Raw genomic sequence first — 21,615 nt, forward strand, 5'->3', positions numbered from 1 at the left:
TTATGACCTCCTTGTTGATGCACGATGCACCATGTCGACTTCTAAAATAGTAGACGTTGGCGCTACACGTCCTTCAAGTTCATCGATTAATTGTTGTGTCGCTTGTTGGCCCAGTTCATAAGCCGGTTGGCGAACTGTCGTTAATGTCGGAATAAACATTGTTGCAAATGGAATGTCATCATAGCCCACCACTTGCACCTCTTCTGGCACCTTGATATTGAGGGTGTGCAACCACTGCATGACTTTAAACGCCATCACGTCATTACTACAAATAATACTATCGATAGTATAGGTGTCTATGTAGTGTTCCAGTAATTTTTCTGTCAAGGCGCCTTCTAATTGGGTTACCACCGACACATTTGCTTCTTCTAGCACTTTTTTTGCTGCATCGAACCGTGCACGAAAGGACGTATAATCTAAGTTTTGATAGAGCAGTAATACAGAAGTCGCGTTGCCCTGTAGGATTGTTTCAGCTTGAAGTGTGCCCCCTTGCACATGGTCCGCTTCAACACATGTATCTCCTTCGGCCGCTCGGTCAATAAGAACACATGGGGATTGGAGCGCATGTAATTGTTCAAAAGCGTGCGGCGTCGACAGTTGTGAAGCGATGACTCCACTACATTGATTGACTTTGAACATAGACAAATAATTTAATTCTTTCGTTTCATCCATCGCACCGTTGCCAATCATAATATGATATCCTCGTGCCATCGCCATATCTTCCACCCCACGCGCGACAAGTGTAAAAAAAGGATTGCTCATATCTGGCAACAATAAGCCAATAAGTTTTGATTTTTTCATATTCAGTGAACGTGCCACTTCATTCGGTTGATAGTTTAAAGCTTGAATCGCAGCCTCAATTTTGTCACGTGTCTCTTGTTTCACATAACCATTTCCATTAATTGCCCGTGAGACCGTCGCTACAGACACTTTGGCGTAATGCGCCACTTCTTTAATCGTTGCCACAGCGTTCACCTCTTCTAAATGTGTAAACGTTTACATATAAACTATCACTCTTTTTACAATTTGGCAAATTGAATTTTCACATAAAAAAACACACCTTAACCTAGATTAAAGTGTGTTTTAATTGAACTTTATACGCTTTTCGCTTTACCTGGAATAGCTTGATAACCTTCACGCACATTAATAATGTTTTTAAATCCTTGCTTTTCTAGTATTCCAACTGCTATTGAGCTTCTTACGCCTGATTGACAATGGACATATAAAGGGGCATCTTTCGCAAACGGAACTGTCGTTTCTAAAAGTTGACCATGTGCTAAATGTTGCGCTTGACTTAAATGACCCGCTGCCCACTCTTTATCGTTACGAACATCTAAGACATGCTCTTCTTCCCCAGTGACTTCATAACTGTGTATCGATTTTGTCTTGACTTCAAATGAAGGTTTTTTATAACTTTTAACACGATCATATCCAATTAGTTGAAGCGTGTGTACTGCTGCATCAACTGTTGGTTTATCTCCAATAAGTTGAATGTCTTCATTGTAATTTAAATACCATCCGATTTGGTTAATGAAATTTTTATCATATGGAATATTAATCGTTCCAAATTGATGGCCACCATGGTAGGCTTCTTTTGAACGTAAATCAAAAGCCAATGTTTCATCATCTTGACTCAAATAAACTTGATAAGGTTGGTAATCCTCCATTCCAAATTGATTAATTTGCTTCATTTTGGCAAAATGTTTTGGAGGTGCAGGTTGGTCTGTCGTTAATGATTCGATGAATGCGGCTTCATCTTCTATTTGAAAAGCCCAATTATTTATTTTTTCATAGCCTAATGTTGACATAGGAATCGCGCCTAGCGCTTTTCCACATGGACTTCCAGCGCCATGACCTGGCCAAATTTGAATATAGTCAGGATAATTTTTTATCATTTGAACCGACTCATACATTTGTTTAGCGCCTTTTTCTGTAGATCCTGCCACTTGTACGGCTTTTTCAAGTAAATCCGGACGACCGATATCACCCACAAAAAGAAAATCTCCACTGAAAAGTCCCATTGGTATAGAGGCTCCTCCTCCAATATCAGTTAACAATAGACTGATGCTCTCTGGGGTATGACCAGGTGTGTGTAAAACTTCTAACTCAATATTTCCAACCTTTATCTTATCTTTATGCCCTACAAATTGTGTTTGTTTAGGCATGTTTCGATATCCTAAACTTTCCTCTCCTTCTTTTGAAACATAAATCGTTGCCCCTAAGCGTTGAGCAACCTCACGAATACCAGAGGCATAATCCGCATGAATATGTGTCTCTGCAGCCTGTGTAATGGTAAACCCTTCTTTTTCAGCAACTTCAACATACTGCGTTAAATCACGAATCGGATCAATAATCATTGCTTCACCCGTGCGTTGACACCCGATTAAATAAGATGCTTGTGATAAATGGTCATTGTAAAATTGTTTAAAATACATTGAATTCTCCTCCTAAATAAATAGATTATGTCGTGCGTTTTCAGTGTCTCCAATATAGGCACCGACACCACCATAAGTTACATCTTCTCTAAGTTCTTCTGTTGAAATGCCCATCACATCCATACTCATTGTACAAGCAATAAGCTTTACATCTTGTTCGACCGCTTTTTCGAGTAATGTAGGTAATGTTTCGACATTTTTCTTTTTCATGACGTAGCGCATCATTAAGTTACCTAAACCCAACATATTCATTTTTGAAATTGGCATGTATTCAGGTTTACTTGGCAACATCATGTCGAACATTTTTGCGATACCTTTTTTCTTTACTGGAACTTGATTGATTTTTTTGAGCGCATTAAGTCCCCAAAACGTAAAGAAAATGCTAACGTCCCGTCCTGCAGCCTTTGCGCCATTCGCAATAATAAGTGCAGCAATAGCCTTATCCAGCTCACCACTGAATAAAACAATTGTTGTTCCATTGTCTCTATGTGTCACACTCATGTCTTCTTCTTTTGTTTTTTCAATAACTGCATGAATGTGATCCACATTTTCTTCTAACATGACAAGATGATAGCCTCTTTGTTTCACCCAACTTTGCACGTCTTGTTTAAATCCAAAATCAGTGACCGAAACTTCAAGTTGCTCTCCTTCGCCCATTTGATTCATTTCTTTATTGATTTCGACAATAGGCCCCGGACATTGTAAACCACTATAATCACGCTTAATACGATTTTCTTTCAATTCATCACTATGAGAAATATTTTTACGTGTCATAGGTGTCTCAACATTTGAAAGTTGCCCTTTTATCGCATCAAATCCCCCATCTAAATTTACAACGTTGTAACCCTTTGCCGATAATACCTCTGCTGCTTTTCGACTTCTCCCCCCGCTTTTACAATGAATATAGTACGTACGGTCTTTAGGTAAATCTAACGTTTCTATTTGTTGTACAGGATATAAAAGCGCTCCGTTAATATGTCCAATTTCATATTCTTCTTTTGTTCTTACATCTATTAATTGTTGTTGTTCCCCTAACTTTTCTAATTCACTTTGATAAAATTCCGTAATGTGTTTCGTTTTAAAACTTGTCATTTTTGACCTCCTTTTAATACCTATAGGGGTATATTAACAAGGTGATTTCGATTTGTCAAATACGGTATGGGGTATTTGACAAAATGATTTTTTCCACTTATGCTAGGTTTACTTAAAATTTTATGGAGGACAAAGTTATGGAATATGATAAAAAATTAGTCAATCGAATTAAACGTGTACAAGGGCAATTAAACGGAGTCATTAAAATGATGGAAGAGGATAAGGACTGCAAAGATATTGTCACACAATTGAGTGCATCGAAAGGTTCTATTCAAAGATTAATTAGTATTATTATTAGTGAAAACTTAATAGAATGTGTGAAACAAGCTGAGGAAAATGATGCAGACGCTCAACAGCTTATAAATGAAGCTGTTGAGTTACTCGTGAAAGCTAAATAACAATGACTTACGAAATCATTTTACTCTTTGCTATTGGCGCTGTAGGTGGTTTTATTTCAGGCCTAGTTGGAATAGGTGGGGCCATCATTATTTATCCGGCTATACTCCTTATTCCTCCACTATTTGGGTTTTCGAGTATGAGTCCTTACCTTGCCTCAGGATTGACTTCAGCTCAAGTATTTTTTAGCACATTAAGTGGCGCTTATTCTGCAAAAAAGAAACCTGAATTTTCATCTCATCTCGTTTTAAATATGGGTTCAGGAATGTTTTTAGGAAGTATAATAGGCGCTTCGATGGCCAACGCTTTAAACGCCACTTTTGTGAATACTGTTTATATTATCATCGCTATACTGGCTTTACTCTTACTATTTTTTAAAGTCACTCCAAAGCCACAAAAATCTAATTTTAACCCTATTTTACTCATAGGGATTGGCTTAGTGATAGGTACATTATCTGGTATTGTAGGTGCTGGAGGAGCATTCATTATTACCCCCATACTTCTAGCCGTATTTAAATTACCAATGAATACAGTGGTTGCTAATAGTATTGTTATCGCCTTTATTTCATCAATTGGGGCTTTTGCGATGAAAGCTTTCCAAGGCCACATCCCTCTAGATTTAGCTATAGCTATTATTCTAGGAAGTATTATTTTTGCACCGATAGGCCTTAGAATCGGTCGCCGAATCTCAAGTTCTATTCAAAAAGGGATTATTAGTTTCTTGATTATTATCGCTATTATTCAACTGATTTTTTAAACATTAAAGCACCGCCACTGGAGAGTGACGGTGCTTTCATTATATATTAAACAAATCGTTAAACGATTCCATCATCGTTGGATGCGTATAAATCATATCCCGCAAAACATCATACGTTGTTTGTTGCTTCATGGCAAGGTGAATGAAGTTAATCATTTCTTCAGAATGTGCGCCGTAAAGGGATGCCCCTAAAATAAGGTGTGATTTGGCATCGACCACCACTTTGAAGAGGCCACGGGCATCGGCGTTAATTTTGTGACGTGGAATTTGATTGACTGGAAGGACGCCTTCTTTAATCTCATAGCCTTGTTCTTTTGCTTCTATGGCTGTTAAGCCGATACGTGAGAGCGGTGGATCAATAAAAACCGTATAAGGAATCTCACCACGATTGTGGGTTGTCCGTTTTCCGTCACCGAACAGATGATCACGCACAATTCGGAAATCGTCTAATGAGACATACGTGAATTGAGCGCCTCCTTTAACATCTCCCAACGCATAAATGTGGGGCACTGTTGTTTGTAGGTGTTCATTCACTGGAATTTCACCTTTGTCTCCGAGTGCAATGCCGACGTTTTCTAAAGCAAGATCTGTATTCGGTGTTCTGCCTGCCGCAAGTAAAATCGCATCAGTATGGAAAGTTCCTTCAGAAGTTTCCACAATGGCTTCATTGTCTTGATCCTTGATGCTTTGCGTGTCAGCATGTGTCACGATTTGTACACCTTTCTTTTCTAAATCATGAATCACTTGTTCAGCAATAACTTCATCTTCTTTGGCGAGCACTTTTTCATGACGTTCTAGGACCGTCACTTCTGTACCAAAGCTTGCGAAAAGTGAGGCAAATTCTAGCGCAATGTATCCCCCACCAATAATCACTAAACGTTTTGGTTGTGTTGAAAGTGCCATAATCCCTGTAGAATCATAAATAAAGTGAGAAGTATCAACACCTTGAATCGAAGGGATGACTGGTGTTGCACCCGTATTAATGACAATAATTTCTCCACGAATCGTCGTCACTTCATCATTTTCATGTATAAGTGCGATTTCATGTTCGGTTTGAAATTGACCTTTCGCATCGTACACATCAATGTTTTTCTCATCAGCAAGGTTATGATAATTTTTATTGTTCAGCGCTTCGACAACCGCTGTCTTACGTACCATTGCCGCATTAAAATCTAGCGTCTCACTCGCATGAATTAACGTTTTTGAAGGAATACATCCAATATTGATACATGTTCCGCCGTACATTTTAGGAGATTGTTCAATCATCGCCACTGTTTTGCCTTGGCTTGCTGTGGTTTTCGCAAGGGTTTTCCCTGCCTTCCCAAATCCTATAATGACAATATCGTAGTTTTTCATCGTATAGACCCCTTTAATAATTGGTTTAAAATCGTTTGAATCGTTTGTCCGTCATACACTTTTTTCGCATAGTCGTGCTCTCTGCGATAGAAGGTCGACATGGTGTGTCCGATTTCCCGGGAAATTTGGCAGGTGTTATCCGTAGCCCCTGTGAGTACACGTTGGTTCGTCATATCTTGGGGGACAAACACATCGTACAAGGTTGTTAATGAAACTTCAGCTGTACGGACGTTCGCTTGATAGCCCCCTTGTTTTCCACGATGCCCCTCTACCCAGCCCGCTTCAATCAGTTTCGTCGTGACGCGACGAATTTGTACGGGGTGAATACACACCGAATCGGCTAATGCTTGGCTACTCCATCTTTCTTCTGAGTGTTTAACTAAAAAACACATAACATGAACTGCAATGTTAAATTCTAAATTCATGTGGCCACCTCTTATTGTAACTTTTATAGTTACATTTAAGCATAGTTTTGTTCCTTTGTCACTTAACGCCATGCCTTCTTCCACTATTAATGACTTTATTCGGCGCTAGAATATGAGATTCAGTTAACTTAAAAAAGCCATCAAAATTCACGCTCAGGTCAATTTTGATAGCTTTTTTAAAACAATTTATATTTGAAAAAGGCGTCTGCTTATGATGACATATCGTAAAGTTGGTGGACGCCTAAGCCGAAAATCCTTTTAAAAATCTTGCTCGCGCATCTGACCAACACGTTAACGTTTAATCTTTATTCGATGATCATCCAACGACATTGATTTTTATAGGTCTCATAGATTCGATTCATTTCTGGAAAACTTTTTTCAGGGAAACGCCAAATATGTTGAATAAAGCTCGGTTCTAAAATGTCAGGATTGGCCCCCGGACCTTTTAGACGTTTACCTTTTAAATATCGATACATCACACGAAGCACACATTTCCATCGCGGAGCTTTCATCCAAATCACGAGGTCAGCTTTGGCGACACGCATTTCGAGTGTGTCTTTATAATTGCCATCAATAATCCATTTTTCCTTTTGTAATAGGGTGTCTAACCGTTCTAAAAGGACGTCATCAGAGACGTTTTGCGTGCCCTCCCAAAAGAGCGCATCCATATGATATAAAGGTAATTTCGTCTGTTGTGCGATTTTGTAAGCCAGTGTGGATTTCCCTGTGCCAGGGGAGCCCATAATAACGATGCGGTTTAGGCTCATCATGTTGTCACCCCTCTATTGTTCTGTTAGGCATCCATCTTCCATATGAAACACACGGTCACAATAGTCTGTCAGACGTTCATCATGTGTCACGATAATGCCAATTTTTTGGCGCTGTTTCGTTTGGTCTTGTAAAATTTTGATGACTTCGAGTGCGTTTTCCGTATCGAGTGCGGCGGTCGGTTCATCGGCTAAAATAATCGCAGGATTGGTGTACAAGGCTTTGGCGATAGCTACACGTTGTTTTTGTCCTCCTGATAAGCCACTTGGCAATTTATTTTCAAGTGTCGAAAGACCTAACTGCTCGAGCAATTGTTGATAGTCTTCTTCGTGCAATACGTCTTTTTTCTTTTTCTTTAACAGTTGAAATTGTTGTTTGACGGTGAGAAAAGGCACTAAATTTGTCGATTGTAATACAAAACCAACTTCATTCAAGCGAATACGGGCCAATTGTTTTTCTTTCATCGCTGTAATATTTTGACCGTTAATGTGAATTTCTCCAGATGTCGGCGTTTGAAGCGCGCCGGCCATCGTTAAAAAAGTACTTTTTCCTGAACCTGAGGGTCCGACAATCGCAATCAATTCGCCTTTATTAAACTGTAACGATGTCGGTTTAACGGCGTCAATCGTTTGATTCCCATCTTTAAATGTTTTCTTAACCTCTTTAAATATAAGCATGTTGCCACCTCCTTATCCGATTGCTTTGAGTGGATCGATTTTCCGTATGCTCAATACTGAGAATAGACTTCCGAGTAATGAGACAAAAATGAGTACGACCGCAAATATCACAAGTGTCACTGGATTAAATTTTATAGGGACAGCTTCTGGTAAAAATGCGCCGGTCAATAAAGTCAACGCTAAACCGAGAACCGTGCCGATAACAGCGAGGATTAACGTTTGTGCAACGACCATGTTCGCTAAATGACCATTCGTAAATCCTTGTGCTTTTAACACGCCAAATAAATGTGTTTTTTGTAAGGTCATGACATATAAAAAGATTCCGACCACAGTCGCTGAAATTGCAAATAAGAAGAAAATCATAAAGTTTAACGTCATATTTTGCGCTTGGTAACCTGGTAAGTTTTCAATAAATGAATCTATTGAAATCGCTTCTAAATCCTGATTTAACTTTACCTTTTTCCAATTCGGGTCTTTTACCACGACAGCATTCGTTTCTTTTTCCGAGAGCATCGGGTTCACTTTTGCGATTGTCGCATTGTTGCTAAAAATGACGGGAGACGCGTTGAATTTCGCACTTTCACTCACACCCACAACTTTTAATTTTTCGTCTGACTGTGCAAGCGTTAGCGTATCTCCGACGTGAAAGCCTTTTTGTTTTAATGTTTTATCAATCACGACTTCATTCTCTTTTGCAAAGTTGCGCCCCTCAATGAGATGTGGCACTAAAAATGACTGTGCCTCCACACCAAATAACAAGGCATTTTCTTCTTTCTGACCATTGGCTGCGATAAGCGCCGTTTGTTTCAATGTCGCTTTATCTTTAAAATCATCAGGCACCTCTGACACTTTAAACTTCGATTGTTGAATCGTTTGGTTCGCATTGTCATTCATGATGATGGCATCTGCTTGCCAACGATCAATGCCTTCACGGTTCATGTTCATCAACCCACTCGCCAAACCAGATAACAAAAATAGTAAATAACTGATCATGACGAGCACGCCAATGACTAAACCAAACTTTAATTTGTTGCGTTTAATTTCATTCCACGCTAAAAACATAACTTACCTCCTCTTCCACTTCATCTTATCTTAACATTGAACGTCTTTTTCTTATACCCAATGCTATACTTATTATTTCACTATCTCAATAAAATCAAGAATTGTTTGAAAATTCAATCATTACATTTTTACAATTTTGTGACATATGTTATATTTTTTGTAAGGGTTTACACGATGCGATGCAGTTTAAAAAAATTAAAGGAGTGAATGACATGAAACAAGTGACTCAGACGGAATTAAAATCAATTGTGCAAGATGGAGATGTGATTGGACTTGCTGCATTGACTGTGTCAAACCTCCCCGCCGAAGTGTTGCAACATCTTTTAACGCAATACGATGAGACCCAATCACCAAAACAATTAACAATGATGCTCGCAAACGATATTAGTAGTGGCGGTCTGACGGTGGAACTCGATGACTTTGTCGAAAGAGGGATGGTTCGACGCTTGATTATGAGCATTATGACCGCATCGCCTAAAACGGTCGCAGCCATTAAGGCAAATGAAATTGAAGCGTATTTCATTCCGCAAGGCGTCGTCGCTACCCACTATCGTCAATCGAATGCACTCAGTCCTGGCATCATCACAAAAATTGGCTTAAACACAGGGGTCGACCCGCACTATCAAGGAGGCAAAGTGAACGAAGCGACGACTGAAGATATCGTGACATGCATCGAGGTCAATGGGGAAACGTATTTACATTATCAACTCCCTCCTGTCGACGTGGCCCTCCTCCGAGGCACATATGCAGATACGAAAGGCAACATTTACATGACACATGAAGCCCACCTCGGTGAAAGTTATAGCGTCGCACTCAATGCAAAAGCACACGGAGGCAAAGTGATTGTTCAAGTGAAAGCAATCGTTGATATTTGTCAACAAAATCCGAATGACGTCTACATTCCAGGTAGCCTTGTCGACTATGTCTATGTCGCAGAAGAAGCCAAACACCATCGTCAACTGATTCAAACCTATTATCAACCAGAACTCTCAGGTGAACAGCGCATCACAGACTATCCAGAACCGATATTGTCTTTTACTACACGAAAATTGATCTTACGCCGTGCCGCTCAACTGTTACAACCCGGCGACACGATTAGCATCGGATACGGCATCAACAACGAGCTCACAAACCTCCTGCATGAGGAAGGGGTAGAAGAAGCAGTACAGCCCTTGATGGATACGGGCATTTTCGGAGGATTTATCGGCAGTCGTCAACATTTTGGGATGAATTACAACACAGAAGCACGTATGCGGCATGAGTTAACGTGGGACTTTATCTATAATGGTGGGGTCTCTGTCGCCTATTTAAGTTTTGCCGAAGTTGATGCCAAAGGCAACGTCAATGTGTCGTATTTCGGGGACCGTATGAATGGTTGTGGTGGCTTTATTGATATTAGCCAATCTGTGCAACGGCTCGTCTTTTGCGGAGCTCTCGTCGCTGGTGGTAAATTGACCATCGAAAACGCGAAACTGCACGCACATGACGAGACACCCAAACAAAAATTTGTGACACAAGTCAGCCATATTGATTTTAATGCTGCAGAAGCCATTGCCAAACACCAAGACGTCACCTTCGTTACCGATCGTGCGGTTTTTGAGCTAAGAGACACAGGACTCACCTTAACCGAAATTGCACCCGGTCTGGATTTAGAAAAAGACGTCCTCAAATATATCGCTTTTAAACCTAGCATTGCAACACCACTTCGAACAATGGATTCAGCAATTTACAACGAAACATGGGGACAACTTTCCCAATCGATTCAAACGTATTCGAACCACTCGCACAACGCATAAAGAAAAACTGTAAACAAGACGAAAGTGGATTACCACACACGTCTAAAAAAGTGTAGCGTCAATAAGGTTTTTAAGGGGAAGACCGATTGACAACGCACTGACTCAAGGGGGTATACACAATGAATTTTGATTGGATTAAAACGCGTTCTGATTTTGATATTGAAAAGCCAGCGGTCATTGATCCGTTGAAAGGCACCCAATGGTCCTATCAACAATTGAACATTCGCGCAGATCATATGGCCCATTATTTAACAGAACAAGGCCTTCGACAAGGAGACGTCATCGGGGTCTTTGCGCCAAACGATGTCGCCTTACTTGATTTACTGTTTGCGTCATTTAAAATGGGTGCCGTCTTTCTTCCGATAAACTGGCGTCTCAATCCTACAGAGATTGCTGCTGTTGTGCAAGATTCCGGGTTAAAAATTTTATTTTACGCCGAAAAACATTTAAGTTCGCTCACAGAAATCGATGAGACTTTGCTGCATATGGATATTGATAGCCCAGAATATCAGGCTATCGTGAATCCTGAGACCCATCGCCCTTTTAAAGCTGTGAAAGTGAACGCTAATGATTTAGCGGCACTGATTTACACGAGCGGGACAACAGGTGAACCTAAAGGTGTCATGTTTTCATATGATTCTTTCGTCAACAACGGTACGAACATCGAATTAACTTACAAATTCAATTCGGACTATACAACGATTATTTCCACACCGATGTTTCACGTATTGGGGTTTAACGATACCGTGTTACCGACCTTGATGGCTGGTGGGACACTGGTGCTCCAACGCTATTTCAATGGCGAAGCGTTAAATGATTTAATCGCCCAATATGAACCCGATTTTATCATTATGATTCCGACGATGTATTATTCAACGCTTAAACAACCGAATTTCAGTCCAGAAAATTTTAGAAAAATGAAATACGTCATTCAAGGAGGGTCTCAACCGCTTCCAAGTATCCAAGCCGCTTTTAAACAATACGGAGTCAATATCATTAACGGTTACGGTCTTACTGAAGCCCCTCTCGTCATGGTCAACACGCCAGAAAATGCGCTTAAAAAACCGATGAGTATTGGCCGGTCGGTCATGTTTGTGGAAAGTATCATTTTAGATGACGATAAAAACGAGGTGGCTGTCGGTGAAATTGGCGAACTCGCCATCAAAGCGAAAAATGTGACACCTGGTTATTGGAACAAACCTGAAGAAACGGCCAAAATTTTTCATGGGGACTACTTGTTAACCGGAGATTTAGCGAAAAAAGATGAAGACGGGGACATTTTCATCATCGATCGTAAAAAAGAACTCATTATTACCGGAGGCGAAAATGTACTTCCATCCGAAGTCGAAACTGCACTCGCACAACATCCTCTCGTCGATCGCTGCGTCGTTGTAGGTTATGATCACCCTAAATACGGGGAATCGATTGCGGCCGCCGTCATTTTAAGAGAGGAGGACCCCGATTACGCGACTAAATTAGATGCGTTTATGCGTGAAAAACTGGCCGGCTACAAAGTCCCACGCATGTATCAACCCGTCACATACATGCCACTCAATTCAACGCAAAAACCTGACAAACTTGCCATTCGCGACATGATGAACAAAAAAGCACAAACGCTAGAACCCCACTAAAAATTTTTGAATACAAATGTAAGCGGTTACAAAAATAAGGGAGGTCATTATTATGACAAATAGAAATGACATTTTAAAGACACTGTATCCAGAAGACGTTTTAAGTATCGCAAAAGATTTAACAGACGGGGAGCTTGAACTTCTACAACAACTGAACGACTTGTTAGAACAAAAATACCGTAAAGACATCAATCGCCATTGGGTGGACGCAACTGTGCCTGAAGATTTTTTCAAAGATATTGGGAATTTGAATTATTTCAATAATCCCCTCCTCTATCAAGGACGTGAAGGGGCCAAAACGCCGAGTCAATTGTTTCAATTTTTCATGGCGTACACTTTAGCCCGTTTTGATGTGTCGTTGGCCACGCTCCTCGGAGTTCATCAAGGATTAGGGCACAATACCTTTTTATTCGGAGGATCCAAGGAACAAGTGGCGAAATACGTGCCTAAACTCCAATCGCATGAACTTCGAACATGCTTTGCGTTAACAGAACCCGAACACGGCTCTGATGTTGCGGGGGGCATTTCAACTACAGCCGAACAACAAGGGGACGTCTGGATTATTAACGGGGAGAAAAAGTGGATTGGTGGCGCCCACGTTTCAGATGTCATTCCAGTTTTTGCGGTGAATAAGGCGACTGGAAAACCACATTGTTTTATCGTTACACCTGATCAAGACGGCGTAGACATTGAGGTGCTACAAGATAAAATTGCGCTACGTATCGTTCCAAACGCGCATATTCGCCTTCACAATGTTCAAGTCAAAGAGGCCGATCGCCTTCAAAACATCACATCATTTAAAGATATCGCAAAAATTCTCTATTCAACACGCGCTGGCGTTTCCTATATGGCGACAGGGGCACTTGCAGGCACATTGCGTGCGTCACTCGATTATGTCAAACAACGTCACCAATTTGGGAAATCCATTAGTCAATATCAACTCGTCCAAGAAAAACTAGCGATGATTCAAGGGAACTTGGCGCATGCGATGGCGATGTGTGCCGCGCTTGCCCGTAAACAAGAAAACGGCGAATACGATGAAGTCGCGACTTCGACGGCTAAAATGATGAATGCGCTCCGTTTAAGAGAATCCGTTGCCATGGGGCGTGGCGTCACAGGAGGCAACGGTATTCTTGCCGGTGAATATGACATTGCCCGTTTCTTTTCAGATGCAGAAGCCGTCTATACGTATGAAGGCACACATGAAATTAACGCACTCGTGATTGGTCGTGCTTTAACTGGTGCATCAGCATTTATTTAAGTCATGCTTTTAAAGGAGGAACTACTATGACTATAAATACCGTTACAGTCCTAGGTGCAGGTACAATGGGCGCCCAACTTGCGGCCCTCTTTGTCAATGCCGGACTCAAAGTACAGTTGTTAGATATTGTCATTGATGAAAATGATCCGAATCAAATTTCCAAAAAAGCCTATGAGATGATTACAAACAAAAAACGACCGTTGCTTTTTGATTTACAAGATGCGTCAAATTTGAGTTATGGAAATTTCAATGAGGACTTAAAAGATTCGAATGCCGATTTGTATATTGAAGCGGTCAAAGAAGATTTAGATGTTAAACATGACGTTTGGCAACAAGTCGTTCAAGTAGCACATGACGATGCTTTATTTGCGACCAATACGTCAGGGATTCCGATTGAATCGATTGCTAAAGTTTTTAATGACAACGATAAAAAACGCTTTTTCGGGCTTCACTTTTTCAATCCCCCTCGCATAATGAAACTTGTAGAGATTATTCCTAATCGTCAAACAGAGGCGCACTGGGTAACCACCGTTCAAACATTTGTCCAAGACATATTAGGTAAAGGCGTGGTCATCGCAAATGATGTGCCAGGCTTTGTGGCTAACCGTATTGGAACACAATCGATGAACGATGTAATGTATCGCGCTGAACAACAAGGCTTTTCCATTACGGATGTCGATGCCTTAACAGGAAAAGCGATTGGTCGGCCGAAAACAGGCACTTATGCCTTAACCGATTTAGTCGGCTTAGACATTGCCGTGTCTGTCATCAAAGGACTCCAACAAGTGCCAGAAGAAGCGCCTTATTTCAAAGACGTTGCCGTCGTCGAGACGTTATATCAAAATGGCGCACTCGGCCGTAAAACAAAACAAGGCTTTTACAAAAAAGATAAAGCGAAAAAATCACGTCTCGTCTTTGATCCTAAAACTGAGACCTACGTCCCTGTTGAACAACCCAACATCCCTTTGTTAGCTTCGTTCAACAAAGATTTAGCACATAATTTAAATGTCATCTTTAATGCCGAAGATGACGCCGGTCGCTTCTTGTGGGAAACATTACGAAATAATTTTTATTACGCAGCTCGAAATGTGCCTTTTGCGGCGCAAGATTTTAAAGATATCGACCGCGCGTTAGTCTGGGGATTCAACTGGAAGCTCGGACCATTTCAATTATGGGATTTAATGGGATTTGAACGCGTCAAACAACGAATGCAAGAGGAGTTAGGTGACCTTCCAGATTGGGTGAATGCGCGTGAACACAGCTTTTACGAACCTGATGAATCTATCGAACGCGTCACTCCGATTACAGACTATATTAAAGAGACACTTTGGAACCGTGATGATTCTCAACTCGCTGTGACCCACGAACAACAGTTATTGTTCAAACTTCAAAGTCACAATAATGTTATTACAGACGACTTTGTCAAAGATTTAGTTGAAGCGATTGATGTGTTGGAAACTGGCCATTATTCAAGCATGGTCATTTATGCAGGAGGTCATAACTTTAGTGTCGGTGCCAACCTCTATCAAATGAAAGAAGCTCACGAAAAAGGGCAAGTCGAGGAGGTTGTCGGCGATGCAATCGAACAGCTTCATTACAGTTTCAATCGTCTAAAATACAGTCAAAAACCGATTGTTACTGCTGTTCACGGTCGCGCCCTCGGTGGGGGTTGTGAACTCGTACTCTATTCTCCATTTGTCGTCGCGGCAAGTGAAACCTACATTGGACTCGTTGAAGCAGGTGTCGGCCTCCTCCCAAGTGGCGGCGGACTTGCTGAAATGGCAAATCGCATTTTACACACGTCTCATATGTTGAATGACAAACAAGCGAGTCTCACACGGGTGCTCATGACAATTGGCTTTGCGAAAGTTTCAACGAATGCTTATGAAGCGCGTCGTTACGGTTTCTTGCGCGAGACGGATACGATTATTTTCAATAATGAACAACGGGTAGCTGTCGCGTTACGCCGGGCACAATATGAAGCAGACACCAATTATCACCCTGCGTCTAAACATCAATACGTCGCACCCGGGGCAGACTTTATTGCACTCGCAGAAGGTCAATTAGAAGCCCAAAAAGAAGGCCACTTTATTAGCGCGCATGACTACAACATTGCCTTGCGCATTGCTACAGCTATGGCAGGAGGCGATTTACCGCGCAATACGTATGTCAATCAACGGTATATTCAAAAACTGGAAAAACATCATTTCCTTGAACTCCTCAAAACGGAAAAATCGTATGAACGTATTTGTCATATGTTAAAAACTGGAAAGCCATTACGCAACTAGCACATGAAAGGATGAAACAAGATGAGAGAAGCTTATATTGTCGCTTACGGGCGGTCTGCCGCTGCAAAAGCGAAAAACGGTGCCTTATTTCACGAAAGACCCGATGATGTTGGAGCCGCAGTCCTTAAAGGTGTGTTGGACCGCGTAGACGGAGATTTTAAACCTGAGATGGTTGAAGATGTCATCGTCGGCAATGCCTTCCCTGAAGGGCTACACGGTCAAAACATTGCACGTACTATCGCCTTACGCGCAGGTCTCCCTGACCATGTGCCAGGTCAAACGGTCAATCGCTATTGTTCTTCTGGACTCCAAACTATTGCTTTAGCTGCCAACCAAATTCTAGCGAACCAAGGGGATATTATCGTCGCAGGGGGCGTTGAATTTATGAGTGCGGTACCCATGGGAGGCAATGAACCGACCAACAATCCAACCCTTCAAAAAGAAGGTGTTGGGGTGGCCTACCCGATGGGACTCACGGCAGAAAATGTGGCAGATCAATACAACGTCTCACGAGAAGCTCAAGATGCTTACGCAGTCGAAAGTCATCAACGTGCCGCACAAGCTCAGTCTGCCGGCAAGTTTGAAGATGAAATCGTGCCCATTTCTGTAAAAAACGTGAGCTATTCCAAAGAAGGGCCTCAAGTCACATCCGTCACATTCGACCGCGATGAGTTCATCCGCCCTGATACAAATATTGAAACACTGGCTACATTGCCAACTGTATTTAAAGCAGATGGCAGTGTCACGGCTGCCACATCAGCCCCACTTTCTGACGGGACAGGGTTTGTCGTCGTCATGTCAGGAGAAAAAATGAAAGCACTCGGTGTCACACCTATTGCACGATTTGTGGGCTATGAAGCGGTTGGCGTTGACCCTAAATTAATGGGCATCGGTCCAGCCTATGCCATTCCAGAAGTTTTGAAACATGCACACTTAACAATTGAAGATATCGATCTTGTTGAGTTGAATGAAGCGTTCGCCTCACAAACCATTGCCTCTATGAATGAAGTCGGGCTAGATTCCAATAAAACGAATGTCAACGGCGGGGCCATTGCCTTAGGTCACCCATTAGGCGCAACAGGGGCGATGTTAACCGCGCGTCTCCTTTCAGAAATGAAAAAACGCCCAGATACACGTTACGGCATGGTCACAATGTGTATCGGCGTAGGTATGGGGGCCGCCGCAATCTTTGAATACGTCGGTCAACGAGAAAACAACGCTTAAAATAGCGTCGGGCAGACCAAGCCTGCATTTGTTCACAAGACGACATTGATAACTCTATCTTTTGAGACTCATTTACGTATTAAAATAGCCACCAAAATTTATCTGAGGGTAAATTTTGGTGGCTTTCTAACTTGAGCGCTCTGCTTTTTATAACACGATTGTGTAACGATGAGCTTCAACGGCATGTCCTGAAATGGCAACGTGACACGCGCCCTGTACTTTTTTCACAGCAACGCCAATGGTGCCATCTTTATTCATTTCCTGCCCTTGTTCAATATTTAAGTGCACCGTCGTTTGGTCAGGATGAATATACGTCACATAATAGGCACCCATCACCCCTGCTGCTGTGCCAGTGACCGTATCTTCAACCGTGCCCGCAAAAGTCGATGAAAAATGACGTCCATGCATGTCACGTCCGATTTTTGAGGTTTCCAAACAAAACGGATGGACGGACGCACTCGGTTCTTCAGTTAATATATCCGCAAAAGCTTGATTATGGGGTTGCATTTTTTGACATACGGCGAGCGATTTCACAGGGACCATTAACGTCCAAACCCCTGTATTGCCGTAAACGATGGGAAGTTTCGAATCAAGATCCTCACAATCAATGCCAATCGCAGTTAATAATTGAGAGACCTCACCTTGAAAGGATTTGAATTGTGCTGGGTTTTGACCCATAGTCACTTCCCAGTGCCCTGCCTTTAATTTGAGGGCGATGTCTTGCACGCCTGCTTTCGTTTCAATTTGAATATGATTGACATCCTCTTTAATCAGTTGTTTGGACTTTGCGGCAACGACTGTCGCAATCGTGGCATGACCACAAAGATCGACTTCGGTTTGGGGTGTGAAGTAGCGAATTTGAAAGTCAGCGGTAGATGAAGCGATAAGAAAAGCCGTTTCATTGAACCCCGCTTCATAAGCAATGGCTTGCATTTCATCGGTAGTCAACGCATCCCCATTTAAAACGACCCCTGCTGGATTCCCTTTATTCGGTTCAAGGGTAAACGCATCGTACTGATACACTTGTACTGTTTTCATAACACATTCCTCTTCGTTTGTTGTAATACCTTATAATTTAACACGTTTACAAATAGCATTCGACGGTTAAGCCTATATATGGCACATTTCAGTCTGAAGTCTGACACAGAGGTGACGGCATACAGTTTTACAAAAAGAGAGTGTGGGGCTAGGAGATAATTAATTTCATGTATTTGATTGTTCCATAAAGCCTCGCTTTTCTGGGAGCATTACAGAAATCTATCTGATTTCGTAGTAATGCCCCGGCAATGATGACTAGGATTGAGGAAAGCTTAAAAAGCGCATGCTCAATCCAGTCAGCTACTGCCACTATTTTTATTACTGTATGTGAAAAATCTAAAAAATGGATTTTCGGTTTCGGCTAGATGCCTCAGAAGTCTCGGCTTTGGAATCAATCAAAATCACTATATTTATTCCCATAAAGTTATATACTCTACTTTACTAACTCAATTTTATTGAATTAAGTTGTATCAAAAAAGCCATCCAAATTTATAGTCAGGTAAATTTGGATGGTTTTCTAATTATTGGTAATCTTTATGTCCCATCCCCGGACACCCTCATTACTTATACTGTTAATTGGGACATCAACGCGTTGAAAGTTTTGATATCTGTTTGATTCACATGTTGTTGCTGATACGTTTCGCGTACTTTGAAGAATCGTTTTTTCTGTTGGATATCTTTGAGTGCTTCTTTTAACGCTTGAGCTCCATCAGCTTTGGTAAAACAATTTTCTGGGGCTGTCACCGTACGATTATGCGCAATTTCCTCATATGCCAAAATTAATAGTTGATGATAAAATGCGCGTCGGACGGCATTAATAATTTCGCCGCCTTCGTTAATATCTAAATAGACATCGCACAGTTGATATAACTTGTTGACGGTTTCGATTTCAATCGCAGGAAACAACTTGACGTTCGAATACTGATCTAAAACCGTTAAATTGCTCGACATCTCTGTAACAGCGCCGATATGAAACGTCGCAAATGGGCACGCCTCGATGATAGAGGGCAGATGATGGATTTGATCTGAGTTGGTCATGATCAAAATATTCATCGTATAGCCATTCTTTTTTTGATAGTCATACAAGTAGCCTGCTTGATGTACATGTTGACGCTCTGGCTCCGTCATAGAGGCAGTGAGTGCTTGATATTCGTTCGCATCAGGGACAACTACATCAAATTGACGCGTGCTTTTGCCTTGAAGCATCAGTTGCATATTTCCCGGGACATTGCCTCCACTTTGTTCTTGCCAAAATAGTAAATCATGGCCAGGTGTTTCTAGATTGTATAACACCGCATAAGGAAGCCCGAGTGAATTGATGATGAAGCGATGATCTGTTAAGTTGAGTGCTTTAATAAAGAATAAAATAAAGCTCACTTTATGTTGAAAATGATATGTTTTCCCTTTCCAATTTAAAATAATCGAACGCACGACAAAATTTTCGTAAATGACTTCTTTGCCTTGTTGATCCAAATATTTACGTAAAATCAATGTGCCTTCTAAGTCATAAACGGATTGCGCAAAATGAACACCTTGTTCTGTATAATGGTCGACAAATTGTAAACGCCCGTGTGCATCATACCAGTCGACATGACTGACGACGCGAGGTTTTTGATCTTGTCGATAGTTGATTTTGGCACGGGTCATGCCCATATCTTTCACCCAAGCGACCTCATTATTCCCTTCAATTTCCCAAAAACGCGGGATAGGCACTTCGTTGAAATATAAAGATTTCGCATGAGGCGCAATCTCCATATCGGCAAAAAAGCGATACGGTGTCACGATATCTTCCGGTAAAAATCCGTCATCTTCAATAACCAATGTCGTTGTGGCTTGTTTCGAAAGCCGTAGCGTATCGTAAAGTGTACGTGCATTTAAATCAAACCGTTCAAATAAATTAATCATGGGACACCTCTTCTATAAATGCTTTCCATTTTTCTTGAATCCGTGGTGTTAAAAATGGGCGCGCAATATGATAGGACGTGGTATGCGGGTCATCCGGCCCTTCATTGAAATAACGGACAATATGTGCCGCATAGCGTTTTACGATGTCGTCTGAGGCCTCTTCTTTCGCATTAACCGGAATGAGATAACCATTTTCACCGTCACGGATAAATGTCGGATTGCCATAATTCACATCAAACCCAATCATGCCTAGACCTGAACCGACCGCTTCTAATAACGTCAAACCGAAACCTTCACTTGTTGAGGCCGAAACGAACAATTCATAATCTTGATAGACTTCCTCTAAATGGACGTGCCCTTTAAGATGAATATAGTTTTCGGCGTGATGCTCTTTGATGAGTTGTTCAAGTTGTCCTTTCACGCCGCCTTCTCCGTAAATATCAAACTGAAGTTCGGGCACTTCTTCTTTCGCAATAATGGCCGCGCGTACCAACCAATCAATATGTTTTTCATTTGCGAGACGAGATGCACTAATCATCGAATACGGACGTCTTGTTTTCGGTTGTTTCAACGCATGAATACTGCCTACCGGAATGGTAAAAATGCGCGGTGTTTTTTGAAAATACTTATGAAATTGCTGCGTCAAAATATCATTTTGTAACTGTGTCGCTGTAATATAAAAATCAACTTCATCTGCTTGCATAAACTGATATTCATAAAAGTTATTCCACAACACGTGTTGGTCATCTGTCGCATGTTCACTAAAATGTTCAGCATGCACAACGACACCCATTTTACTGTCACCTTTATGTTGAATGAGTGCTTGGCCTATTTCACTGGCACGGTCTAAAATGACAATATCGTTTGAAGTTAAATGGAGTTGTTCCATAAAATACGCAATAAACGCTTGACGACTGTACAATATTTTATGTTTAAAACGATACACATGCGTTTGGCCGTCAATATATTCATTATAAACAATGGACCCATCTTCATTATAAAACTGTCGCATATAGAGTTTGGCAACATTGTCTTTAGGGGCATAATATTCAGAGAAAATGCGCACATAACTGTAATAATCTTTGCGCACCAATTTACCGTCGATCACAAACTCTGCCCGATCCACAAAGGGTTCTCCCGCTTCTTTTAAGTAACAGGTAATAAACGTTGTGCCCTCATTTAAAAATAGTCGATGTACTTTACCGTCCGTTTCTTCGCGAACGATAGGCTCATAGACTCCATCTTTGATATTTTGGAGGGTATAACTTGTCGGCGCTATAGGAATATCCGTGAAATATTGATAGAGCCAAAGGACCTCGTCATCTTGGAAACCTATATTTTCAGTTAATGTTTGGATATTTTCAGAACTCATAAAATCAAGAAACACAAATTTGAGGGGCACATCTAGCCCTCTTAATAGCTTTGCGCGATAACTTTGTGCGTATTCCACACCGCTACTTGCCCATCCAATGCCAAAATTGATATTGTAAATTGTCACGCTACT

General features: G+C 41.3%; 18 protein-coding genes. 7 read left to right on the forward strand and 11 right to left on the reverse strand.

The window, feature by feature from the left end:
* From G8Y84_RS07640 to G8Y84_RS07650, 3 genes are all read right to left on the reverse strand, one after another.
* Window positions 1-966, reverse strand: coding sequence for a LacI family DNA-binding transcriptional regulator (locus G8Y84_RS07640; RefSeq protein WP_107377292.1), 966 nt, complete (start codon window positions 964-966; stop codon window positions 1-3).
* Between the two features lie 128 nt (window positions 967-1,094).
* Window positions 1,095-2,435 (reverse strand): persulfide dioxygenase-sulfurtransferase CstB, encoded by a 1,341-nt coding sequence (gene cstB / locus G8Y84_RS07645; RefSeq protein ID WP_107367902.1) that lies wholly within the window; start codon window positions 2,433-2,435, stop codon window positions 1,095-1,097.
* Between the two features lie 12 nt (window positions 2,436-2,447).
* The gene (locus tag G8Y84_RS07650) at window positions 2,448-3,527 is read right to left on the reverse strand and encodes a DsrE/DsrF/DrsH-like family protein (protein WP_107367903.1); all 1,080 of its coding nucleotides are present in this window, start codon (window positions 3,525-3,527) and stop codon (window positions 2,448-2,450) included.
* Window positions 3,528-3,664: 137 nt separating this feature from the next.
* On the opposite strand from G8Y84_RS07650, the gene cstR reads away from it, so the two are divergent.
* Window positions 3,665-3,925 carry a persulfide-sensing transcriptional repressor CstR gene (gene cstR / locus G8Y84_RS07655; protein ID WP_037576274.1) on the forward strand — a complete coding sequence of 87 codons (261 nt, stop codon included), beginning with the start codon at window positions 3,665-3,667 and terminating at the stop codon, window positions 3,923-3,925.
* Window positions 3,926-3,927: 2 nt separating this feature from the next.
* Entirely contained in the window at window positions 3,928-4,680 is a 753-nt protein-coding gene (locus tag G8Y84_RS07660) for a sulfite exporter TauE/SafE family protein (protein ID WP_103159212.1), read from the forward strand.
* 39 nt (window positions 4,681-4,719) lie between these two features.
* Here the strand turns inward: G8Y84_RS07660 and merA are convergent, their stop codons facing one another.
* The 5 genes from merA to G8Y84_RS07685 all read right to left on the reverse strand — a co-directional run bounded on the left by merA (window position 4,720) and on the right by G8Y84_RS07685 (window position 8,968).
* Window positions 4,720-6,036: a hypothiocyanous acid reductase MerA gene (gene merA, locus G8Y84_RS07665; protein WP_165806240.1), complete on the reverse strand. Its 1,317-nt coding sequence runs from the start codon at window positions 6,034-6,036 to the stop codon at window positions 4,720-4,722.
* Complete coding sequence (gene hypR / locus G8Y84_RS07670; RefSeq protein ID WP_107358255.1) at window positions 6,033-6,461, reverse strand: redox-sensitive transcriptional regulator HypR; 429 nt, start codon at window positions 6,459-6,461, stop codon at window positions 6,033-6,035. Before hypR ends, merA begins: the two co-directional genes overlap by 4 nt.
* A 305-nt stretch (window positions 6,462-6,766) precedes the next feature.
* The gene (locus tag G8Y84_RS07675; RefSeq protein ID WP_105963253.1) at window positions 6,767-7,231 is read right to left on the reverse strand and encodes an AAA family ATPase; all 465 of its coding nucleotides are present in this window, start codon (window positions 7,229-7,231) and stop codon (window positions 6,767-6,769) included.
* A 12-nt stretch (window positions 7,232-7,243) separates the two neighbouring features.
* Window positions 7,244-7,906 carry an ABC transporter ATP-binding protein gene (locus G8Y84_RS07680; RefSeq protein ID WP_103159216.1) on the reverse strand — a complete coding sequence of 221 codons (663 nt, stop codon included), beginning with the start codon at window positions 7,904-7,906 and terminating at the stop codon, window positions 7,244-7,246.
* A 12-nt stretch (window positions 7,907-7,918) separates the two neighbouring features.
* Window positions 7,919-8,968: an ABC transporter permease gene (locus G8Y84_RS07685; RefSeq protein ID WP_037576282.1), complete on the reverse strand. Its 1,050-nt coding sequence runs from the start codon at window positions 8,966-8,968 to the stop codon at window positions 7,919-7,921.
* A gap of 212 nt (window positions 8,969-9,180) precedes the next feature.
* Here G8Y84_RS07685 and fadX point away from each other — a divergent pair, with 212 nt between their 5' ends.
* The 5 genes from fadX to G8Y84_RS07710 all read left to right on the forward strand — a co-directional run bounded on the left by fadX (window position 9,181) and on the right by G8Y84_RS07710 (window position 17,168).
* On the forward strand, window positions 9,181-10,764 hold the full coding sequence (fadX, locus tag G8Y84_RS07690; RefSeq protein WP_105996899.1) for a fatty acid degradation protein FadX: 1,584 nt from the start codon (window positions 9,181-9,183) through the stop codon (window positions 10,762-10,764).
* Window positions 10,765-10,883: 119 nt separating this feature from the next.
* The gene (fadD, locus tag G8Y84_RS07695) at window positions 10,884-12,395 is read left to right on the forward strand and encodes a long-chain-fatty-acid--CoA ligase FadD (RefSeq protein ID WP_107363667.1); all 1,512 of its coding nucleotides are present in this window, start codon (window positions 10,884-10,886) and stop codon (window positions 12,393-12,395) included.
* 52 nt (window positions 12,396-12,447) lie between these two features.
* Entirely contained in the window at window positions 12,448-13,656 is a 1,209-nt protein-coding gene (gene fadE / locus G8Y84_RS07700) for an acyl-CoA dehydrogenase FadE (RefSeq protein WP_107367038.1), read from the forward strand.
* 26 nt (window positions 13,657-13,682) lie between these two features.
* Window positions 13,683-15,944 carry a 3-hydroxyacyl-CoA dehydrogenase/crotonase FadB gene (gene fadB / locus G8Y84_RS07705; protein ID WP_165806241.1) on the forward strand — a complete coding sequence of 754 codons (2,262 nt, stop codon included), beginning with the start codon at window positions 13,683-13,685 and terminating at the stop codon, window positions 15,942-15,944.
* A 21-nt stretch (window positions 15,945-15,965) separates the two neighbouring features.
* Window positions 15,966-17,168 carry a thiolase family protein gene (locus G8Y84_RS07710; protein ID WP_165806242.1) on the forward strand — a complete coding sequence of 401 codons (1,203 nt, stop codon included), beginning with the start codon at window positions 15,966-15,968 and terminating at the stop codon, window positions 17,166-17,168.
* 147 nt (window positions 17,169-17,315) lie between these two features.
* Here G8Y84_RS07710 and G8Y84_RS07715 read toward each other — a convergent pair whose 3' ends face one another.
* From G8Y84_RS07715 to gtfA, 3 genes are all read right to left on the reverse strand, one after another.
* Window positions 17,316-18,206 carry a PhzF family phenazine biosynthesis protein gene (locus G8Y84_RS07715; protein ID WP_037576289.1) on the reverse strand — a complete coding sequence of 297 codons (891 nt, stop codon included), beginning with the start codon at window positions 18,204-18,206 and terminating at the stop codon, window positions 17,316-17,318.
* Between the two features lie 564 nt (window positions 18,207-18,770).
* Window positions 18,771-20,111: an accessory Sec system glycosylation chaperone GtfB gene (gene gtfB, locus G8Y84_RS07720; protein ID WP_165806243.1), complete on the reverse strand. Its 1,341-nt coding sequence runs from the start codon at window positions 20,109-20,111 to the stop codon at window positions 18,771-18,773.
* The gene (gtfA, locus tag G8Y84_RS07725) at window positions 20,104-21,609 is read right to left on the reverse strand and encodes an accessory Sec system glycosyltransferase GtfA (protein WP_165806244.1); all 1,506 of its coding nucleotides are present in this window, start codon (window positions 21,607-21,609) and stop codon (window positions 20,104-20,106) included. Before gtfA ends, gtfB begins: the two co-directional genes overlap by 8 nt.
* Between the last annotated feature and the right edge of the window lie 6 nt (window positions 21,610-21,615).

Source organism: Staphylococcus sp. 11511212 (assembly GCF_011394755.1).
Lineage (GTDB): Bacteria > Bacillota > Bacilli > Staphylococcales > Staphylococcaceae > Staphylococcus > Staphylococcus chromogenes.